The organism is Roseobacter sp. HKCCA2468 (assembly GCF_037805105.1).
GTDB lineage: Bacteria > Pseudomonadota > Alphaproteobacteria > Rhodobacterales > Rhodobacteraceae > M30B80.
This window is the reverse complement of the sequence record NZ_JBBLYN010000001.1, coordinates 442766-463258: the sequence shown is the minus strand read 5'-3', so window position 1 is coordinate 463258 and position 20493 is coordinate 442766. Positions and strand designations below refer to the sequence as shown.

The following is a 20493-nucleotide window of genomic DNA, read 5'->3' as shown; positions in this document are numbered from 1 at the left end:
CTAACCGCTGCCCCTATTGGCGGCAAGGCGCAAAGCGGTTCTTCGTGGAAAGGATTGACAGAAATGAGTGGCAATGGTTGCATCTGTAAAGGCGTGCATAAGGGAGGATGCCCGTGAACAAGATCACCCGTGATTACAGCCTGCTTGGCGCATCTGCGGTCGAGGCAGAGGAAAAGGGTCTGGCTGCCGCGCAGTGGTATCACTCGGATATCCCGCGCGAGGATATGCGCCGCCTGATGCAGCGCAAAGATGGGCCTGCCATTCGTGATACGATCCTTTATTTCGCGGTCTTGATCGCCTCTGCCACGGGCGGGATCATGCTGTGGGGGTCATGGTGGTCAGCGCCCTTTTGGGTGATATATGCCACATTTTACACCGCAGGCGCAGATAGCCGCTGGCACGAGGCAGGTCATCGCACGGCGTTCTTAACCCCTTGGATGAATGCCGTGGTCTATCACATCGCCTGCTTCATGCTGTTCCGTAATCCTGTCTTGTGGCGATGGAGCCATTCCCGCCACCACACCGACACGATCATCGTGGGCCGTGATCCCGAAATTATCACCATGCGCCCGCCGCAAATATTTAAGGTTCTATGGCTCTTTATTGGCAGCCATACATGGGATGGGTTCAAGGCCACGTTCCGCCACGCCCTTTATGGGCTGAACAAAGAAGAACGCAGTTTCACCCCTGACCGTTATTGGAAAAAGGCGCAGGTGATTGCGCAGATTTGGCTTGCGATCTGCGCCGTGGTTTTGGCATTGGTGCCGATCACGGGGTCGATCTTGCCGTTGATGTTGGTGGGCGTTGGCCCTGCCCTCTTGGGCTCATGGCATCTGATCATGACGGGGTTATTGCAGCACACCGGCATGGCCGATAACGTGCTTGATCACCGCCTCAATTCCCGTAGCGTTTACATGAACCCTATCAGCCGTTTCATCTATTGGAACATGAATTACCATGTTGAGCATCATATGTTCCCCATGGTGCCCTATCACAATCTGCCCGCCCTGCATGAGGTGATCAAACATGATCTGCCGCCTGCAAATCGTGGCTTTGTCGATGGGCTGCGCGAGGTGGCACATGCGCTGAAAATGCAGCTGAGTGACCCCGAATATCGGATTGAGAAAACCTTACCCCCAACTGCCAAACCCTATCAGGCGCATCTGCACGATCTGGAGGTTTAGGGTTTCAGCGCGCGCAAAATGGGACGGGTCAGTGCGACCAAGGCTTCCTCGATTTGACCAAGGATTTTGATACGATCAAATTCGGCAGGCTGCTCTGACATCACATGGGACAAGGCCGCACCAAACCCCATGCGCAATTCGGTTCCGATGTTGAATTTACAAATCTTAGACATGCGCGCCAAATCTTGACGCTCTCGCACAGGCACGCCTGAGCCGCCATGAATTACCAATGGAATGTCACAAAGCGCCTCAATCGCAGCAAGGCGGTTGCGATCCAGACCTTTGTGCTTTTCTTGTTGCAAATGCACATTCCCGATGGAAATCGCCATTGCATCTATGCCCGTCTCTTGGGCAAATCGGGCAGCCTCCTCAGGGTCTGTGCCCCGCGATTTTGCCCCATCCGCATAGCCGACATACCCAATCTCACCTTCACACGAGACACCCGCCGCATGGGCCATCTCTGCGATTTCGGCGGTGCGGGCAATGTTTTGCGACAGGGGCAACGCCGAGCCGTCAAACATCACCGAGGAAAAGCCTGCCGCTATTGCTGCGGCGCAATCCTCAAGTGATGTGCCGTGATCCAAATGGCTGACCACGGGCACCGAAACGCTTTCGGCCAATTCGCCAAACATCGCCCCCCAAACCGAAATCGGCATATGCGCCCGCGCGCCCGGGCCCGCCTGCAAAATAATGGGCAGCCCCTCTAATTCAGCGGCGCGCGTATAGGCGCGCGCGTCTTCCCAGCCCAAACAGACCACGCCTGCCACCGCATAACCTTGGGCCAAGGCAGGGGTCAGGACATCGGTGAGGGTCGCGCGGGTCATTTAAACTTGGCCACCATATCCAAAATGCCTGGGATCGTGTGGATCTGTTCGGCATGGGTTGGTTGGAAATATTGTTTGAGCGAGCGTTGGCTCAGCCCGCCTAGAATGGTGAAGTAATACATCTCATAGCCCGGCAACGCGGCGCAAGGGTGATAGCCGCTATCAAGCAAAATGGTCGAGCCATCCATGATGTGATAGGCTTCGCCCACCTCATTATCGACCCGCTGCAACATTTGCACACCCGACCCGTAATTCGGGCGGAAGCGGAAATTATAGGTTTCATCATGACGGGTTTCGATGATCTCGCCCGCGTCATCTGTTCTATCCGTGTCATGTTTGTGACTGGGAAAGCCTGACCATCCCCCTGCCCCTACAGTGAACAATTCCGACACCAAGAGCCGCCCCACCTTATCCGCGTATTTCGTGCCGAGGATATGTTTGATCTTGCGATGCGTTTTTGTGTCATCCGATCCGTATTGGATCACATCTAATTCTGCCTCGCGCACATCAAACGGCTCCAAAACCTTGTCATATTTGGCCCCCGCAATGAAGGTTTCAGTCGTGTCACTGACACATGTGATCCGCACCCGCGCGCCCACGGGAACATACACCCCCTCAGGTTCGCCATCCCAAACATCGACCCCGCGATTGCCAAGGCGGGGATAGGACGCGCCATCGACATCCACATCGACACTGCCCGTAGCAGGCACGATGCAAGTCTCATATCCTGCAACTTGATAATCAAATACCTCGCCTTTTTTCAGCTTTACGATGTTGAAATAATTCAGCGGCACCAAATCGTGATCAACATCCACGATGGGTTTATTTCGGTTGTCATGGGGTGGGATATGCATCGGGCCCCTCCTTTACTGATGAATTTCGATGAATTGGGATAGGGTCGCGCGGTCGGGCATGGCCCCCGCACAACCTGGATGCGAGACAGTGATGGCCGCCGCTGCGGCACCTTGATCCACGGCATCGGCAAGGCTTGCCCCATTGGCCAAGGCCGCAAGAGTTGCGGCCATAAAACTATCACCCGCCCCAACAGGCTTGAGCGGCGTGGCGGGATAGGTGCCTGTGCGAAATTCCTGATCCCCCGTCATGGTGATCGCGCCTTCGGCCCCCATTTTGTAAATCACCAATTTGCCGCGCGCGGCCAAGCCCCGTGCCGCGTCAAGACCGCGCTCATAGGCGCCTGCCATAAATCCGAATTCCTCGTCATTGCCGACAATCATCGCCGATGCGTCTGCCGCACGGGTCAGAACATCGGCTGCAACGTCTGGCGAGGGCCAAGAATAGGGCCGATAATCAATATCAAATATAATCGGCACGCCCGCTTTTTCCGCCAAATCAAACGCGGCAAAGGTGGCGCTACGCGAAGGTTCCGCTGCGAAAACCGTGCCTGCGGTGACAAGCGCGCCAAAGCGGCCATAGTCAATATCGGCAACATCTTCAGGCGTGACCTGAAAATCGACTGCATTGTTGCGATAGATGCAGACCTGAAAATCCTCCATCACCGATTCATAAACCGCCAAGGAGGAGCGGTATTCCCCCGCTAAGGTGCGGATATGCCCCACATCCACGCCATACTGGATCAGCTTGTTTCGGATAAATCGCCCCACCGTGTCATCGCTGAGCGAAGTCACAAGCGCGGCTTTCATCCCCAATTTACAGAGGCCTGCGCAAATATTCGCAGACGACCCGCCAAGATCGGCCCGAAAATTTTCGCCAAATTCGGCCTTTACCCCAATCGGATCGGCATAGAGATCCATGCCCGCGCGGCCCAAAACCACGAAACTACCTTTTGCGATCCCATTGTGTAATTGCGCGGATAGTTCGGACACTGGCCCCCGCCCCTCATTCGTGACCTTGCTTGCACTGCAATCGTGCTTGCATGACTATGCGTTCAAAGCTACTTCTTTTGCAACCGCTTGCAAGTGCATTTCACGAGGGGCCGCCATGTCAGAAATTGGGATAGGAATTATCGGAGGCGGCTATATGGGCAAGGCCCATGCCGTGGCGATGTCTGCCGTTGGTGCGGTGTTCAACACCACGCTGCGGCCCCGTTTGGAAATGGTCTGCGCGAGCAGCACAAAAAGCGCAGAAACCTATCGCGCCGCATATGGTTTTGCCCGCGCGACCGATGATTGGCGCGTGTTGGTCAATGATCCAAAGGTAGAGGCCATTATCATCGCCTCGCCGCAAACCACACATCACGACATCGCGCTTGCGGCATTCGCGGCGAAAAAACCTGTTTTATGCGAAAAACCCCTTGGCGCTTCTTTGGCCGAAAGTCAGGCTATGGTCGCCGCGGCAGAGGCCGCAGGTGTCGCCAATATGGTTGGCTTCAACTATATCCGCACCCCTGCCAGCCAATATGCCCGCGCGCTGATTGCACAGGGGGCAATTGGCCAAATCACATGGTTTCGCGGCGAACATACCGAGGATTTTTTGGCCGATCCAACCCTGCCTGCAAATTGGCGCACATCGGGAATGGCCAATGGCACAATGGGGGATCTGGCCCCGCATATCATCAACGCAAGCCTTGCACTGATGGGGCCTATTGCATCGGTCATGGGGGTTTATGAAACCGTCCACACATCACGGCCCGAAGGCGTGGTGACCAATGACGATCATGCGCAGTTCATGTGTCGCTTTGAAAACGGGGCCATGGGGCAAATCTATGCTTCGCGCATCGCGACTGGCCGCAAAATGGGCTATGCTTACGAGATCACAGGCACCAAAGGCGCCATTCGATTTGATCAGGAAGATCAAAACGCGCTCTGGCTCTATGAGATGACAGGGCCAGAGGCCACGCGCGGCTTTCGCAAGATTTTAACGGGGCCTGCGCATCCTGATTATCTGCCCTTTTGCCAAGGGCCAGGTCATGGGACGGGCTATCAAGACCAAATCATCATCGAAGCCCGTGATTTTCTGCGCGCGATTGAAACGGGCGAGGCGATTTGGCCCACCTTCCGCGATGGTCACGATGTGAACCGCGTGATTGCTGCCGTAATCACCTCAAGCGATCAAGGCGCGTGGTGCGATATTTCATCTGTTTAAACGAGGGCATAACCCATTATGACAATCGAAATCGGCAATGCGCCCTGCTCTTGGGGTGTTGAATTTGCAAATGACCCCCGCAATCCAACATGGCGCAAAGTCCTGCAGGATTGCGCCGAGGCGGGCTATCGCGGGATTGAACTGGGGCCTGTTGGCTTTATGCCCGAAGATCCCGCAATTTTGGGCGAGGCGCTGGATGAATTTGACCTCACCTTGATTGGCGGCGTGATTTTCCGCCCCTATCACGACCCTGACGCATGGGAGGATGTGCTCGATGCCACGCATCGCACCGCCCGCGCTCTCAAGGCACATGGGGCCGAGCATCTGGTGATTATCGACAGTATCTCACCGCGCCGCGCCCCTACGGCGGGCCGCGCTGATGAGGCGGCGCAGATGGATCAGGCTGAATGGACTGGATTTCGCGACCGCATCGTAGAAAGCGCGCGGATTGGCGCCGAAGACTATGGCCTAACGGTTGGCATCCACGCCCATGCGGCAGGATTTATGGATTTTGAACCTGAATTGATCCGCCTGCTTGATGAGGTTGATGAGGGCCTTTTGAAAATCTGCTTTGACACGGGCCATCACTCCTATGCGGGGTTTGATCCTGTGGCCTTCATGAAAAAATATGTCAGTCGCATTTCCTATATGCATTTCAAGGATATAGACCCCAAGGTTAAGGCAGATGTGATTGCCAATCGCACAGGGTTTTATGAGGCCTGCGGACAGGGGATTTTCTGCAACCTCGGCCAAGGCGATGTAGATTTTGAGGCAGTGCGCAAGGTTCTTTTGGATGCAAATTTTGAAGGCTGGTGCACAGTCGAGCAAGATTGCGACCCAACCCTAGATGTGCGCCCCATTGATGACGCACGCGCCAACCGCGCCTACCTGCAATCCATTGGTTTTTAAGCGAAAAGAGATCAAATCATGACAAAACTGAAATGGGGTCTAATCGGTGGTGGCGAAGGCAGCCAGATCGGCCCTGCACATCGCTTAGGCGCACAGGCGGACGGGCATTTTGACTTTGTGGCAGGCGCTTTGGATCACCGCGCGGATGTGGGTCGCGCCTATGCACAGCGTCTGGGAATTGCCGCTGATCGCGCCTATGGCGATTGGCGCGAGATGTTGGCAGGGGAAAGCGCCCGCGAGGATCGTGTTGATCTCGTGACTGTGGCCACGCCAAATTCCACGCATTTTGAAATCACCAAAGCCTTTCTTGAAGCGGGCTTTAATGTTCTTTGCGAAAAGCCCATGACGGTGACAGTCCAAGAAGGCGAAGAAATCGTAAAAATCGCCCGCGCCAATGGCCGAATTTGCGCGGTGAATTATTGCTATTCCGCCTATCCGATGATCCGTCAGGCGCGTGCCATGGTGCGCGCGGGCGAATTGGGCAACATTCGGTTGGTCGTCACCAATTTTAGCCATGGCCATCACGGCGATGCGGAAGATGCAGATAACCCACGCGTGCGGTGGCGCTATGACCCTGCGATGGCGGGTGTTTCTGGGCAGTTTGCTGATTGTGGGATCCATGCGCTGCATATGGCAGGGTTTATTTGTGATGATCACGTCACCACGTTGTCCGCTGACTTCGCCTCAACAATTTCATCGCGCGTGCTCGAAGATGACGCAATGGTGAATTTCCGTATGTCCAAGGGCACTGTCGGGCGGCTCTGGACATCTTCGGTTGCGATTGGCCGTCAACACGGGTTCGACATTCAGGTCTTTGGCGAAAAAGGTGGGTTAAGATGGGCGTCTGAGCAGCCCAATCAATTGATCTATACCCGCACAGGCGGGCGCACGGAGATCATCGAAAAGGGCGAAGGGGGCTTGCATGACGAGGCCACGCGGCTCAGCCGTGTCGCCATTGCACATCCCGAAGGGTTTCCCTTGGCTGTGGCCAATATTTACTGCGATCTGGCCGATACCATTCGCGGTCAGGCCCGTGATGGGTTGCCAACGGCAGAAGATGGATGTCGTTCGCTGGCGGCTGTTTATGCGGCGGTGGCCTCAGCCAAGGATCACGGCGCGTGGCAGGAGGCCCGCCCGCCCATGTTCAGGGGTTAAGCGCACGCAAACTGGCGCGTTCGACCAAATGACAAGGAAACATCTGTGCCTCAGCCTGCGGGCTGGGGTATTCACTCAGGCGCACGACAAGCGACAACGCCGCCCCCACAATCGCCTCAATCGGCTGCGCAATCGTGGTGAGGCGAATATTGGGCCACGCGGCCATTGCCATATCATTCAGCCCTAATATGCCAATATCATCAGGGCAGCCTAGACCTGCCGCGCCGATCGCGGCCATAGCGCCTATGGATAGAATATCATCGCCACAAAAATAAACCTCCGCAGGCCCCGCTGACAGTTCGGCGGACATAGCCGCCTGCCCCGCCTCAAACCGATAGGCGGGCACAAAGCGCGCGCGGCAGCTAAGCCCTGCCTCTGCAAGGGCCGCGCGGAAACCCGCCAAACGATCTTGGGTTGAGGTGGCCCCTTCTGGCCCACCCAGAAACCCGATCTCGCGATAGCCGCGCGCGATTAATGTCTCGCCCGCCAAACGGCCTGCAGCGTGGTTATCAATGCCCACCACATTGACCCGCGCCTGCGGATCATGGCGACCAAAGGCGTGAACCACAGGAACGCCCTCTTCATAGAATTGCTCGACCAAACCAGCGGGCAAGGTGGATGAGGCCACCACCACCCCATCAACTGAATATTGCCGCAGCATTGCGGCGGCTTGTTCAATATCGCTCACATCGCTGAGATTAACCAATAGTGGCCGCAACCCCATCTGCTGCAAGCCACGGGTGAACTGATCGAAAATCTCAAGAAAGACAGGGTTTTGAAAATTATTCGCAACCAAGCCAATCAGCTTACTGCGTCCAGTTGTCAGGGATGAGGCCAAGGCGTTCGGGCGATAGCCAAGGGCAGCGGCGGCGGCTTCGACCCGCGCGCGCATCGCAGGCGAAACAGATGCACCATCGGTAAAGGCGCGCGACACGGCAGAGGGTGAAACCCCCGCCTTTGCCGCAACATCCCTAAGCGTGATTTTCGCCTTGCGCATCAAACCCGTCCCCTCTCCGCGTTTGACTATGACCCAAAGCGGGGAAGCGCGGCAATCACAAAGCGCGACTTACGAGGACACGACCGCCTCAATCTCGGGGCGGGTTGGCATTGCCGGCGCCGTGCCTTGGCGGGTGACAGACAGGCTTGCAGTCGCGCAAGCAAAGCGCAACGCGGCCTCGATCCCCTGCCCTTCAGCAAGCGCCACAGCAAAGCCGCCATTGAACGCATCCCCCGCGCCCGTTGTCTCGACCACCGCGCCGCAATTAAAGGCGGGTTGGTGCAGGGTTTGCTGCCCATCATGGTAAAGGGCGCCTTGCTCACCCAAGGTGATCACCGCAGCCTTGGCACCAAGATTAAGCAATTTTTGCGCGGCCAATTGCGCGCTTTCAGAGGTGGTCACCTTTACCCCTGTCAACTGCTCCGCCTCAATCTCATTGGGCGTCACATAATCACAAAGGCCCAAGATATCCCGCCCCAATTCTTGTGCAGGTGCGGGGTTTAAGATCGTAAGCGCGCCCGCGGATTTCGCCATGCTCAACCCGTGCTTTGCAGCGGACAAAGGTTGTTCAAGTTGGGTCATGAAAACCTTTGCGGCGTTGATGACGCTGGCGCGCGCCTCAAGATCAGCAACCGCAATCTGTGCTGCCGCACCCGGGCTGACGATAATCGCGTTATTGCCGCTGCCTTCTTCGATAAAAATATAGGCAGCCCCCGTATAGCTTTCGGGATGGTGGCTGACATGGGGGGTCACACCGCACTCGGCCCAAAGATCAAGCGCCATCTTGGCAAAATCATCTTGGCCAAGCCGCGTGATCATATGCACATCCCCGCCCGCCTTAGCCGCCGCGACCGATTGGTTCGACCCTTTGCCACCTGGCCCCAACACAAAACGTGACCCAATCAGCGTCTCGCCCATCACGGGCTGACGCGGTGCGGTATAGGCCGTATCAGCCACAAATACGCCCAAAATCACAATCGCCTTAGACATCCATTTCCCCTATGCGTCAGGGCCAATCACGCCTTTGCGCAGCATGAAGCAGCCGTAAAAACGCCGCTCGCCCGTTTGAATTACAGCATAGCTTTGCCGCGCCATATCATAAAAGGCAAATCGCTCAATGCTGATCATGGGCCGCTCCGCCCCTTCGGCAGCGTTGATTTTCTGCTGCACCTCGGCCTGAACGGCGGGGATTGTGTCAGGCTCGCCCACAATTTCCATGCGGCCTGCGAAATCATCAACAAAAGTATCAAGGGGCATGACCGAAAGAACCGCCTCGACCGCCTCGGCAGCAGTGAGGTTATCCATGCGCAACAGGTTGCCGTAAACCGTGGCGCGGGCAACCGAGTCGGATGGAAAATTCGTGTCCGCAATGATGAGAACATCGCCATGCCCCATCATGCGCAGAACATGCAAAACATCTGCATTAAGCCTTGGATCAATTCCTTTCAGCATGATACCCCCCCTTTTTCTCGAATAGTGATGATCACACGCGTTCTTTGGTGGATTTATCGAAAATATGCAGGTGATCTGGATCAGCGGTCATCGTGATCGTTTGACCCACCTTGAAATCGCGCCGCTCGCGCGAGATCAGCGTAAAATCCTGCCCCGTGCTGTGGCGCAACATCACATGTGTCTCTGAACCTGTTGGCTCGATTACTGAAATCGTGCCAGAAATCCCCTTATCTGCGATTTGCAGGGCCTCGGGGCGGATGCCGATGATAACCTCTTGGCCTTCGGCAACGCCCGCCCCTTTTGGCAAGGAAAGCACCGCATCACCGATCTGCGCCGCCAGAGAACGCCCAGATTTGACCACCTGCCCTTCGAAGAAATTCATCGAAGGGCTGCCGATAAAGCCCGCAACAAAGACATTGCGCGGGCGATCATACAGCTCAAGCGGGGTGCCAATTTGTTCGATATAGCCGCCCTGCATGACCACAATCTTATCGGCCATCGTCATCGCCTCGATTTGGTCATGGGTCACATAAACGGTCGTTGTTTGCAGCCTTTGGTGCAATTCCCGAATTTCGGTGCGCATTTGCACGCGCAATTTCGCATCAAGGTTTGAAAGCGGCTCATCAAACAAAAACACCTGCGGATCACGCACAATGGCGCGCCCCATGGCAACGCGTTGGCGCTGCCCGCCTGACAAGGCACGGGGATAACGATCAAGATAGGGGGTCAGACCCAAAATCTCGGCGGCACGATCAACGCGGCTGTTGATCTCGCCCTTATCCATGCCGCGCATCCGCAGCGAAAAGGCCATATTGGCACGCACGGTCTTATGAGGGTAAAGCGCGTAATTCTGGAACACCATCGCGATGTCCCGCTCGGCAGGCGGTAGGTTGTTGACCAGACGATCCCCAATGTGAATCGTGCCCCCCGTGATCCCCTCAAGCCCCGCAATCATGCGCAATAGCGTGGATTTCCCACAGCCAGAGGGCCCCACCAGAACAACAAATTCGCCATCCTCAATATCGACATCCAACCCATGCAACACGGCCGTTTCGCCGTAAGACTTCAGCAAAGATCGGATTTCTACGCCTGCCATTCTGTCACTCCTCCCATGCGCTTTGGCTTGGACGTTAAGAGGAAAATTTTGTGCTGTCCATGACTTAAACATACTAACATGTTAGAATCTTGACAGACGCAAATCTGGCTGAAAAGGTGGAGGGGCTGGCTTGAGCGAAATCAGCACTATCCGCGGGAGGCGGGCAAAGCTGGCACACCGACTGTTGTCAAAGACGCGAAAAATATCTGGGAGGATAGGTCGTGAAAGTTGAAATGTATAAGGCTATTATGGCTGCGCAAATGAGCCGCCGTAATATGCTCAAAGGTGCCGCCAGTGTCGGCGCGATGGCCGCACTCAGCGGCGCGGGCGCGTTGACAGGTGCAAAACCTGCGCAAGCCGCAGCACATGGCGATTTGCGGGCGCAATTGCTCCAAATTCCAGGTGTCGGCATGGGTTCACCCACCGATGCAGACTGGCAGCGCGTTGGCGAATTATGCCTCGGGCCAACCCGTGAACGTGTTGCTGAAGGCGAGTTTGAAGGTGTTGAACTGACCTTCTTGGGCCTCAACAACCAAAACCTGCATAACTTCTTGTTCCGTGGTTTCCTCAAACCATGGGAGGCCTATACAGGTGCCAAGATCAACTGGATCGACCTTGCACAGGCCGATTATAACCCCCGCTTGCAGCAAGCGATTGCCACTGGCACAGTTGATTTCGACATCATCGAAATGGGCGCCCCATTTGAAGGTGATACCGCAGGCAAAGGCCTGTTGGATGAAATGCCAGAATGGGTGAAAGACCAGATCGAAGCCGATGATTTGGTTGGGTATTTGCAGCCACCCGTGGGGACATGGGATGGCAAATCCTATCGCATCACCATTGATGGCGACTGCCATACATTCTGCTATCGCAAGGATTACTTCGGCGATGGCGCAATTGGTGGGGCCGAAGTGCCGCGCACATGGCAACAGGTGAACCAAGTGACCAAGGATTTGGTTGGCAAGACTGACCCGCTGACTGGTCTACCTGCACATGGCTATCTTGATCCGCTCAAAGGTTGGGGTGGTTTTGGCTTCTACTTCATCGCCAACCGCGCGGCTGCATATGCCAAGCACCCAAATGATCCCGCGTGGCTGTTTGATCCAGACACAATGGCCCCACGGGTGAACAACCCAGCATGGGTTCAGGCCATCCAAGATGTGATGGATTTGATCGAAACCCCAGGCGCCTACCCTGCGGATCAGATCAATGCTGACCCTGGCACAACGGGCTTTCAGCAATTCTTGGCTGGCACAGGGTCGATGCTGATGTGGTGGGGTGATATTGGCTCGAACGCGCGCACTTCAGACACCTCCGTTGTGGGGGATGTTGTGGGCTTTGGCATCAACCCAGGTTCGGATCGGGTCTACAACTCGCAAACCGGCCAGTGGGAAGACAGCTATAACGAAGCGCCCAACATGGCCTATCTTGGTTGGGGCATCTATGTCACCAAAAACGTGCAGGGCGATGACCTCAAGCGCAAAGCGGCTTGGTCAGCGGCGGCACATCTGGGCGGCAAAGATATCTCGCTGTGGATGTCGGCCTATCCATCGGGCTTCCAGCCCTATCGTAACTCGCACTTCCAGTATGACGAATGGGAAGCAGCGGGCTATGACCGCGATTATATCGAGGATTATCTGGGCTCGAACGCGGATAGCTACAACCACCCCAATGCGGCGATTGAGCCTCGTATCCCTGGCATCTTCCAATATTACTCGGTGGCGGAAGACGAATTGGCCAAAGGCTTTGCGGGTCAATACGGATCGGCACAAGAGACCGCTGATGCGATTGCAGCCGCATGGGAGGGAATCACGGATCAAATCGGTCGTGACACCCAAATCAGCCTCTATCGCGCCTCTCTCGGGCTCTAAGGGCAAAAACACGCTGTGGCCGATCTTTCGGGGTCGGCCACAGATTTGTTAATCCATTTACACAATAAATCGGGCGATAGGCATGGAAGACGGCGACAGGCTTCACGTGGTGACGGCGGATCATATTTCGGATCAACGCCGCCGTTTGGGAAAAACCCTTGTCTGGGGATCAGCCGCGCTGATGGCCTTGATCATGGCCTTACAGACCCTTGATGGGATTGGCACGCTGTCCATCGGGTTTGAAAATTGGCGGCCCTCTCTTTATGCCTATCTCTTTTGGTCAACCTGCCTTTGCGTGTCGCAAGTTTTGATCCGCGGCGAACATGGAAAGCGCACATTATTTGTTCTGCCCGCCGCATTATTCGTGATCTCTATGGTGGTGTTCCCGCTGCTCTTTGGATTGATCATTGCCTTTTCAGATTGGAACCTCTCCTCGCCCGATGGGCGGCAATTTAACGGCATCGACAATCTGCGGCAGATGGCGGGCGACCCGTTTTACTGGAACGCGATGCGCAACATGGTTTGGTATACGGCCGCTATTGTTGTGGAATATGCGATTGCCTTTGGCCTTGCGCTGTTGCTGAACGGGCAAATTCGGGCACGCAAATTCTTTCGGGTGGCTTTCCTTCTGCCATTGATGCTGTCCCCCGTTGCGGTCAGCTGGATGATTGGCAAATCCATGTTGGAAATCCGTTTTGGCCCGATTTCGCGCTTTATGCGCTATATCGCCTCCGAACCTTCAGCCGACCTGCCTGCCCCGCTGTTTTGGATTGGCTCCTATATCAGCGATTTTGGTCAATGGTTGGGATGGGCAAGCCCGTCTTTCTTTGGCTCTGCGGGGGTTGCGCGCGCGATGATCATGATGATGGACGCGTGGACGTTCATCCCTTTCATGATGATCATGATCCTTGCGGGGCTTCAGGCAATCCCGCGCGAATTGTTCGAAGCGGCCGAGGTCGATGGCGCCTCGAAATGGCGGCAATTTTGGGAGGTGACCTTCCCCTTAATGTTGCCCGTTTCCATCACTGCGATTTTGATCCGCATTATCTTTAAGCTCAAATTGGCAGATATCATCATCAACATCACCTCGGGCGGGCCAGGCGGCGCGACCGATAGTGTAACCAGCTTTATTTTCCGAGAATATCGTGACCGATCCAATGTGGGATATGGCACGCTTTTGGCGATTGTTTATTTGGTTGTGATCGTGATTGCGATGACAATCCTGATGAAACTGGCAGATCGCTGGATGAAACCGAGGTATTAAAATGTCGGCGCAGATTTTCAAAGACAGCGACACTGACCGCAAATTTCGCCCCGTTTGGTATCTCTCGCGCGGTCTGATCTATGGCGTGTTGATCCTATGGGCCATTGTGTGCCTGTTTCCAATTTTTTGGACAGCCACAACAGCCTTTAAGACCGCGCCTGATGTGATGCAGGGCAATATCATCCCTTGGGCAGATTTCACGCCCAATTGGTTGGGGTGGCGCTCGCTTGGCCTGTCACCTGATACGATCGGAAATGAATCCACCGTGCGCGAAGAATTTCTCAAGCGGTTTTGGAATTCGACTGTTGTCTCTGTCACCGCTTCATTCTTGGCGGTGGTTTTGGGCAGTTGCGCCGCCTATGGCTTGTCACGGTTTAGCTATAAATTTGGCTTTATGCGCAATTCGGACATCTCGTTCTTTTTCCTCAGCCAGTTGATCCTGCCGCCTGTGGTTTTGGCCCTGCCCTTTTTGGTTTTGTATAAGTCGCTTGATCTTCTCGACACGCGGATTGGGTTGATCTTGCTTTATACGCTGACAGTTTTGCCCATTGTTATTTGGATCATGCGGGATCAGTTCAGCTCAATCCCGACCGAGTTGGAAGAGGCAGCTTTGGTTGATGGGTTGTCGATCTGGGGGGCCTTTAGCACCATTGTGATGCCAATCGCCCTGCCCGGTATGGTGGCCGCGTTCATCTTGTCGCTTGTGCTGACATGGAACGAGTATTTCTTTGCAGCACTTCTGACCTCATCTGCGGCGAAGACCTTGCCTGTGATGGTGGCCTCACAAACGGGCTCACAGGGCATTTCATGGTGGTCTATGGCGGCGCTGTCCTTTGCGGCGATTGTGCCCTTGATCATCATCGGCATCATCCTTGAGCGATACATCATCAAAGGCATGGCAGCAGGGGCGGTCAAATAATGCTGAAGGGCATTGATCAGCGCCTTTCCGCTGAAATCGTCTATGCGCTGATGCAAATGGGGCATGGGGATGATCTGGTGATCTGCGACATCAACCACCCCGCCGTGACCATCGCAAAAGAGACGACCTATGGCAGCCTTTTGGATATGGCGGGGTGCGATATTCCCACCGCAACGCGCGCCATTCTGTCCCTCATGCCGCTCGATAGCTTTGTCCCTGCCCCCGTTAGGCGGATGCAAGTTGTGGGTGACCCCGAAGGCGTAGTGCCTATTCTCGACAAGATGCAGAAGGTTCTCGATGCCTCAAACGGCGCACCTGTCTTGGTCGAGGCCTTGGAACGATTTGCCTTCTACGAGGCTGCAAAGCGGGCCTTTTGCATCATTCGCACCGCCGATAGCGGGCCTTACGGCTGCTTTATCCTGAAAAAAGGTGTGGTGGATTTAGCGCCGCTTTAGCGCACGCGGGGTGTTAGCTCAGGCGCTTGCGCATCTCAGCCATGATCAAGGAAACCCCTTTCGCGCCAAGCTCTGGTGTCGCCTCACTCGCGCTGGACGTATACCATGCTGTGTTCTGCGTCATGCGCGCAGCCTCGACCACATCGGGGGCAAGCGCCATCATCAGGGCAGTTTCCCCTGCCCCTGCATGATCAAAGGGATAATGCGCCGTCACCTCGGGCCCCATAAGCGGGTGAATTTTGATCCAGTTGAAGGGATCACTGCCCGTGGCATGCTCGGCATAGTAATCGGCCATGGCGTTATCGCCCCACCACCCTTCGCCGCGCGTCTCTTGCAGATATCGAAACAAGGCGCGCCGCGCCGCGAATTTGAACGCCAGATCGGTTGGCATACCTGCGGTGAAGTTTTCCGATTGGTGATGGATAATGCCGTGAATATTGCGAAACCCGATGCGCAAAAGTGCAAAAAACATATCCTCGGCCAGTGCCGAAATTTTGGATGCATCAATATCCATGCTGCCCGTGCCCTCTGGCCCCGCAACCGCATAACTGGCCGCGCCGTAGGCAAAGGGCGGTAGGGTCACCAAATCCATCTCCGCCTCAAGACGCGCGAGGATCTCTGTGACCGCCAAGAGATCCATCCCAACGGCCATATGTTCGCCGTGATATTCCATAACCCCAAGCGCCAAGGCGACAGGCGTGTTTTCGGCAATCGCATGCCGAATTTGATGGGGCAACATCCGCTCGAACCGCATCACTGCCCCCCAGACAGGCTATGCGCCACGCCACGGCTGTCCTCGTATAATTGGCGGAACAACCTATAGTGACGGGCATGCGCCGCGCTATGGTTGGGCGCCACTTCGTGGGTGGCAGGGTTCCATTTGCTGATATCCTTGGGCCGCGCAGCCCCAATGGCGCAGGCGGCAAGGAATGCGTCCCCAAATGACGCGCCGATGGTCTTTTCACAGACGATCTGCGGGATATTCCCAAAATCCGAGGTTGCCTGTAACCACAGCGGGTTTTTCGTGCCGCCCCCAACCGCCAAACAGCGTTCCGGTGCATGGCCAATCTCGCGATAGGTTTCGATGACATGGGCGGTTCCCATCGCGATCCCCTCAATGAAGGCGCGATAGATGTCGCCACGGCTATGGGTCAGGTTCAGGCCAAAAATCGCCCCTTTGGCCAGCGGGTCATGGATCGGCGTCCTTTCGCCCGAAAAATAGGGCAAGACCAAAACGCCATTGGCCCCCACGGGGGAGGCCGCCGCCTCCTGCGCCAAGGCACCAAAGGCCGTGTCCTTTGGCAGGTCTGGGGCGAACCTGTCGCGAAACCAATGGGTCAGCGTGCCCGATGTCGCAAGACCCGCCATTGAGGCGTGGCTGTCGGGCCAAAGCCATGGGGCATACCACAGCCGTGCGTCACTCACCCGTTCTGCGGTGCGCTGTATGATAAAAATGGTCGAGCCATACATCATCATCATATCACCCGCCTCTTGCACCCCGACACTCAGCGCTTCGGCGGCGGCATCAATTGTGCCTGCCGTGACAGGGGTGCCATCGGCCAACCCCGTCTGCGCTGCGGCCTGTTCGGTCACCCGCCCTGCAATCTCGCTTGACCATAAAAGGCGCGGCAAACGCCCTGTTTCGATGATCTGATCGCTTAAGGATTGCGTCCAGTCCTGCATGGTTACATCGTAAAGTGGGCTGAAATTTGCGGCCGTGTAATGGTCAATGACATATTCCCCCGTCAGGCGATGCACGAGAAACGAGGTCGAGGTCAGAATTTTCGCTGTGGCCGCGTAAAGATCGGGCTGCGTCTCTTTGAGCCATAGGATTTTTGGCCCCACAGATTGCGAGGTCAGCGCGTTGCCGCAGCGTGCCAAGATCTGATCTTCGCCAATCTCAGCATTAAGGCGGTCAATTTGCGCGGTGGCGCGGGTATCCACCCCATAAAGCACGCCATTCATCAAGGGCGTGCCTGCGGCATCCACGGGCAGCATACAGGGGCCGATGGCTGAGGTGGCGATGCAGGCAATCTCCTGCGGGTCAACCCCAGACTGGGCAAGCAGCGCCTTGGTGACTGCAACGAAATCACCCCACCAATCTTCTTCTGCGCGATGCTCGGCCCAACCCGCGCGTGGCACGATCATCTCATGTCTGACAGCGGCCTGCGCCAAAATCTGGCCGACCTCATTGGTCAAAACACCTTTTGTCTCATAGGTGCCAATGTCTACGCCAATAAACACGGCCATCGCCCAAGCCCCCCGTTAATCGCGGTTGAGATTGAAATCTGGGCCAATTTGCGCAAGCCCTGTTTCAAGAAGCTGCGCAAGATCCGTCAAATCACTGAGCGCGCAAACCTCGAGACTGGAATGGGTGTAGCGACACGGGAAGCCCAGATCGATTGCGGCAACACCCTGCCCCATCTGCTGAATATAGGATAGGTCGGTCAAAACCCCGACCTGCGCGCTGCGCTGCAAGGGCAGATTGGCGTTTTTGGCAGCGCCTTCAAATAGGGCAACCATCTTAGGGTGCGGGATCACACCATTGAGGGTGCCCCGACCATGAAAGGAATAGAGAGACATTCCCGGGCCACCGCCCAAAACCATCTCGCCCCGATCCGCCATGTCAGGCGTGTCACAGGCCAGCATCAGATCCAATTGTATGGCTATATCAGGCTGCAAAATTTGTGCAGCAGACATTGCACCCCGCAAATTGAATTCTTCTTGAACCGAAAAGACGATGGCAACAGGCGGCCCTGATTTACGCGCTTTAAGGCGCGCAGCCAAATCCAAAAGAACGGCACAGCCCGCGCGATCATCAACGGCTGTGCCCGCAATGCGGCCATTCGCCAATTCAATCACATTGGGCCGATAGACCACGGGCGTGCCGATTTGCACCCCTGCGGCCTCTGCCTCAGCCTTGCCTGTAAAGCCTGCATCAATGCGAATCTGCGGCGTGGTCAAAACCTGATATTTCTCGTCAGGGGTGGTTGCGTGATGCGATTTATTGGCAATCACAGCGTCAATATCACGCCCCTCCCCGATACAGAGACGCACCGCCTGCGCGGCTTGCGCACGCTCGGGCACGCCGCCCATGCGTTCAACCCTGATGCTGCCATCCTGTTCGATTTTACGCACAAAGAACCCAAGCTGATCCATATGCGCAAAAACCATCACGGACGGCGCATCAGGATCGCCTGAAAACCGCGCAATGAGATTGCCGAGCCTGTCGGTTTCATGCGCAATACCCATTTGCGACAGACGCGCTGCAATGGCGCGGCGCACCCGATCCTCGTGGCCAGACAGGCCCACGATCTGCATGAGATCAATAAGATCTTTTTTTAATTGCTCGCTCATCTGATTGCTCGCACCCGATCCATGAAATCCTTGGCCCGATCAGGATCAACCGCGTTCCATGTATGCCCATCCACCTTGAGCGCCGATCCGATGATACAGCCATCCGCGACCCGCATAATATCGGCCACAGTTTCATGCTTAACGCCTGTATTGGCCAAAACGGGCGCATCGGGCAAAGCCGCCTTGACGCTTTCGAGATCCTCCATTTTTGCGGCCTCACCCGTGATGGTGCCAGAGACGAGAACCGCATCAGGGATGGACGAGAACACGGCGCTGCGCGCACGATCCGCGACCGAACGCTGATCAAGGCTATAGGCGAATTCGGCACTGATATTGAAAAACTTTGCAACATCGCCCGCGCCGACACGCGCGCCGTAGCGATAGGCGGCGCCCGCATCAGGCGCCCAAACTCCCATATCCGAGGCATAGGTGCCGGTGAAAATCTCACGCACAAAACGCGCGCCCGTTGCCGCCGCCAAAGCAAGGCTTGCCTTGGGATCCCACAAAACATTCACGCCAAAAGGCACAGTGATCTCATCGCGCAGCCGACCGATGACATAGGCCATGGTCGCAGTCGAGGCAGTATCTACATTCAATTCATAGGGGCGATCATTCTCATTTCCAAACATCACCGCATCAACGCCTGCGGCCTGCAAGGCGTGCAAATCTTTCCTGCAGCCTGCAATCAACCCCTCAATACCTGCCTCTGCATCATAGAGTGGCGCACCTGGCAGGGCGCCGAAATGAACCATGGCGATGACAGGTTTCTTATCCCCAAAAATAGCTTTGAATTTCTGCACGATACTCTCCCATGCGCGACCTGCGCGAGACATAGCCTAACGTGAAACTATCTTGCATCCAAGGCAAAACATACTAGCATGTCAGTTAAACCTTGGAGGGCGCATGATGATCAAATTTCGCAATTGGGATCGCCTTGGAAATGGCGGGCTGAGGCTGAGCGAGCTTGGGTTTGGCGCGGCCCCTTTGGGCAATCTCTATCGCGCGATCTCTGAGGAGGATGCGCAAAACACCCTGCAAGATGCATGGGATGCAGGGTTAAGGTATTTCGATACTGCGCCGCTTTATGGGCTTGGCCTCTCTGAGACGCGGATCAACCATTTTCTGCGGGGCAAGCCGCGCGAAGACTATGTGATCTCGACCAAGGTTGGGCGGCTGATGCAGGTCACATCGCCAGAGGCGCGGGATGGGTTTGGGAAATGGTTTGATGTTCCCGCACGGCGCGAGGTGTTCGATTATAGCTATGTTGGTGTGATGCGCTCTTTTGAGACCTCGCTTGAGCGCTTGGGAATAGACCGCATTGATGTGCTTTATGTGCATGATCTTGACCTCTTCACCCACAAGACCGATGCCGTGCTTGAGGAAAAGCGCGCCGCATTCATGGGGGGTGGCTTAGCCGCGCTGACCGCATTGCGTGATCAAGGGGTGATCACGGCATTTGGTGCGGGCCTGAATGAATGGCAAGCGTCACAATGGCTGGCCGAGCGTGGCGATTTCGATATCTTCCTTCTTGCGGGCCGCTACACGCTGCTTGAGCAAGAGGCGCTTGAAACCTTTCTCCCTCTCTGCGCCGCTCGTGGAATTGGGATTGTCATTGGCGGCCCGTATAATTCGGGCATTTTGGCGACAGGTGCGCGCAAGGGTGCGTATTTCAACTATGACCCTGCCCCGCGACACATCTTGGACAAGGTCGCGGCCATTGAGGCGGTTTGTGCCGCGCATGATGTGCGCCTTGTCGATGCCGCCTTTCGGTTTCCGCTGATGCATCCATCGGTGATCTCGGTGATCCCAGGTGGGCAAAGCCCTGCAGAAATGGCCAGCAATCTGCGCGCGGCACAGGCGCAAATCCCGCCCGCCCTTTGGTCTGATCTCAAATCCGCAGGATTGATGCGCCAAGACGCACCAACCGCCTAAATTCGCAACGGGGAG

At 55.9% G+C, this 20493-nt stretch carries 20 protein-coding genes; 9 read left to right on the top strand and 11 right to left on the bottom strand.

Annotation, left to right across the window (positions count from 1 at the left end; all coding sequences use genetic code 11):
• The first annotated feature begins 113 nt into the window (after positions 1-113).
• Positions 114-1184, top strand: a complete 1071-nt coding sequence (locus AAC620_RS02400; protein WP_445322422.1) for a fatty acid desaturase — start codon at positions 114-116, stop codon at positions 1182-1184.
• Here the strand turns inward: AAC620_RS02400 and AAC620_RS02395 are convergent.
• Genes AAC620_RS02395 through AAC620_RS02385 form a run of 3 tightly spaced genes read right to left on the bottom strand, consistent with a single transcriptional unit; the run spans position 1181 to position 3852 of the window.
• Positions 1181-2008, bottom strand: coding sequence for a class II fructose-bisphosphate aldolase (locus AAC620_RS02395; protein WP_340242643.1), 828 nt, complete (start codon positions 2006-2008; stop codon positions 1181-1183). The genes AAC620_RS02400 and AAC620_RS02395 overlap by 4 nt on opposite strands.
• On the bottom strand, positions 2005-2862 hold the full coding sequence (locus AAC620_RS02390) for a 5-deoxy-glucuronate isomerase (protein WP_340242642.1): 858 nt from the start codon (positions 2860-2862) through the stop codon (positions 2005-2007). Before AAC620_RS02390 ends, AAC620_RS02395 begins: the two co-directional genes overlap by 4 nt.
• Positions 2863-2874: 12 nt before the next feature.
• Positions 2875-3852 carry a PfkB family carbohydrate kinase gene (locus AAC620_RS02385; RefSeq protein ID WP_340242641.1) on the bottom strand — a complete coding sequence of 326 codons (978 nt, stop codon included), beginning with the start codon at positions 3850-3852 and terminating at the stop codon, positions 2875-2877.
• Positions 3853-3967: 115 nt separating this feature from the next.
• Here AAC620_RS02385 and AAC620_RS02380 point away from each other — a divergent pair, with 115 nt between their 5' ends.
• Genes AAC620_RS02380 through AAC620_RS02370 form a run of 3 tightly spaced genes read left to right on the top strand, consistent with a single transcriptional unit; the run spans position 3968 to position 7135 of the window.
• A complete protein-coding gene (locus tag AAC620_RS02380; RefSeq protein ID WP_340242640.1) occupies positions 3968-5071 on the top strand; it encodes a Gfo/Idh/MocA family protein in 1104 nt (367 codons plus the stop codon).
• An 18-nt stretch (positions 5072-5089) separates the two neighbouring features.
• Positions 5090-5980, top strand: coding sequence for a sugar phosphate isomerase/epimerase family protein (locus AAC620_RS02375; RefSeq protein ID WP_340242639.1), 891 nt, complete (start codon positions 5090-5092; stop codon positions 5978-5980).
• Positions 5981-5998: 18 nt separating this feature from the next.
• Positions 5999-7135 (top strand): Gfo/Idh/MocA family protein, encoded by a 1137-nt coding sequence (locus tag AAC620_RS02370; protein WP_340242638.1) that lies wholly within the window; start codon positions 5999-6001, stop codon positions 7133-7135.
• Here the strand turns inward: AAC620_RS02370 and AAC620_RS02365 are convergent.
• The 4 genes from AAC620_RS02365 to AAC620_RS02350 form a co-directional block, all read right to left on the bottom strand.
• Positions 7125-8132, bottom strand: a complete 1008-nt coding sequence (locus tag AAC620_RS02365) for a LacI family DNA-binding transcriptional regulator (protein ID WP_340242637.1) — start codon at positions 8130-8132, stop codon at positions 7125-7127. The two genes, AAC620_RS02370 and AAC620_RS02365, sit on opposite strands and share 11 nt — an antisense overlap.
• A 69-nt stretch (positions 8133-8201) precedes the next feature.
• On the bottom strand, positions 8202-9122 hold the full coding sequence (locus AAC620_RS02360; RefSeq protein ID WP_340242636.1) for a ribokinase: 921 nt from the start codon (positions 9120-9122) through the stop codon (positions 8202-8204).
• 9 nt (positions 9123-9131) lie between these two features.
• The gene (locus AAC620_RS02355; RefSeq protein WP_340242635.1) at positions 9132-9584 is read right to left on the bottom strand and encodes an RbsD/FucU family protein; all 453 of its coding nucleotides are present in this window, start codon (positions 9582-9584) and stop codon (positions 9132-9134) included.
• A 31-nt stretch (positions 9585-9615) separates the two neighbouring features.
• A complete protein-coding gene (locus tag AAC620_RS02350; RefSeq protein ID WP_340242634.1) occupies positions 9616-10680 on the bottom strand; it encodes an ABC transporter ATP-binding protein in 1065 nt (354 codons plus the stop codon).
• Between the two features lie 221 nt (positions 10681-10901).
• Here AAC620_RS02350 and AAC620_RS02345 point away from each other — a divergent pair, with 221 nt between their 5' ends.
• The 4 genes from AAC620_RS02345 to AAC620_RS02330 all read left to right on the top strand — a co-directional run bounded on the left by AAC620_RS02345 (position 10902) and on the right by AAC620_RS02330 (position 15189).
• Positions 10902-12551 (top strand): substrate-binding domain-containing protein, encoded by a 1650-nt coding sequence (locus AAC620_RS02345; RefSeq protein ID WP_340242633.1) that lies wholly within the window; start codon positions 10902-10904, stop codon positions 12549-12551.
• Positions 12552-12633: 82 nt separating this feature from the next.
• On the top strand, positions 12634-13815 hold the full coding sequence (locus tag AAC620_RS02340) for a carbohydrate ABC transporter permease (RefSeq protein WP_340242632.1): 1182 nt from the start codon (positions 12634-12636) through the stop codon (positions 13813-13815).
• 1 nt (position 13816) lies between these two features.
• Positions 13817-14734 carry a carbohydrate ABC transporter permease gene (locus AAC620_RS02335; RefSeq protein ID WP_340242631.1) on the top strand — a complete coding sequence of 306 codons (918 nt, stop codon included), beginning with the start codon at positions 13817-13819 and terminating at the stop codon, positions 14732-14734.
• On the top strand, positions 14734-15189 hold the full coding sequence (locus AAC620_RS02330) for an RbsD/FucU family protein (protein WP_340242630.1): 456 nt from the start codon (positions 14734-14736) through the stop codon (positions 15187-15189). The genes AAC620_RS02335 and AAC620_RS02330 overlap by 1 nt, the downstream gene beginning before the upstream one ends.
• Before the next feature lie 13 nt (positions 15190-15202).
• Here AAC620_RS02330 and AAC620_RS02325 read toward each other — a convergent pair whose 3' ends face one another.
• From AAC620_RS02325 to AAC620_RS02310, 4 genes are read right to left on the bottom strand one after another with little or no spacing between them, the layout of a single operon-like run.
• Positions 15203-15943, bottom strand: coding sequence for a creatininase family protein (locus AAC620_RS02325; RefSeq protein ID WP_340242629.1), 741 nt, complete (start codon positions 15941-15943; stop codon positions 15203-15205).
• The gene (locus AAC620_RS02320) at positions 15943-17439 is read right to left on the bottom strand and encodes an FGGY-family carbohydrate kinase (protein WP_340242628.1); all 1497 of its coding nucleotides are present in this window, start codon (positions 17437-17439) and stop codon (positions 15943-15945) included. The genes AAC620_RS02325 and AAC620_RS02320 overlap by 1 nt, the downstream gene beginning before the upstream one ends.
• Before the next feature lie 15 nt (positions 17440-17454).
• Entirely contained in the window at positions 17455-18546 is a 1092-nt protein-coding gene (locus tag AAC620_RS02315) for a M42 family metallopeptidase (RefSeq protein ID WP_340242627.1), read from the bottom strand.
• Positions 18543-19379, bottom strand: a complete 837-nt coding sequence (locus tag AAC620_RS02310) for a BtpA/SgcQ family protein (RefSeq protein ID WP_340242626.1) — start codon at positions 19377-19379, stop codon at positions 18543-18545. The genes AAC620_RS02315 and AAC620_RS02310 overlap by 4 nt, the downstream gene beginning before the upstream one ends.
• A 70-nt stretch (positions 19380-19449) precedes the next feature.
• Between AAC620_RS02310 and AAC620_RS02305 the strand changes: the two genes are divergently transcribed.
• Positions 19450-20478 (top strand): aldo/keto reductase, encoded by a 1029-nt coding sequence (locus AAC620_RS02305; protein ID WP_340242625.1) that lies wholly within the window; start codon positions 19450-19452, stop codon positions 20476-20478.
• The last annotated feature ends 15 nt before the right edge of the window (positions 20479-20493 follow it).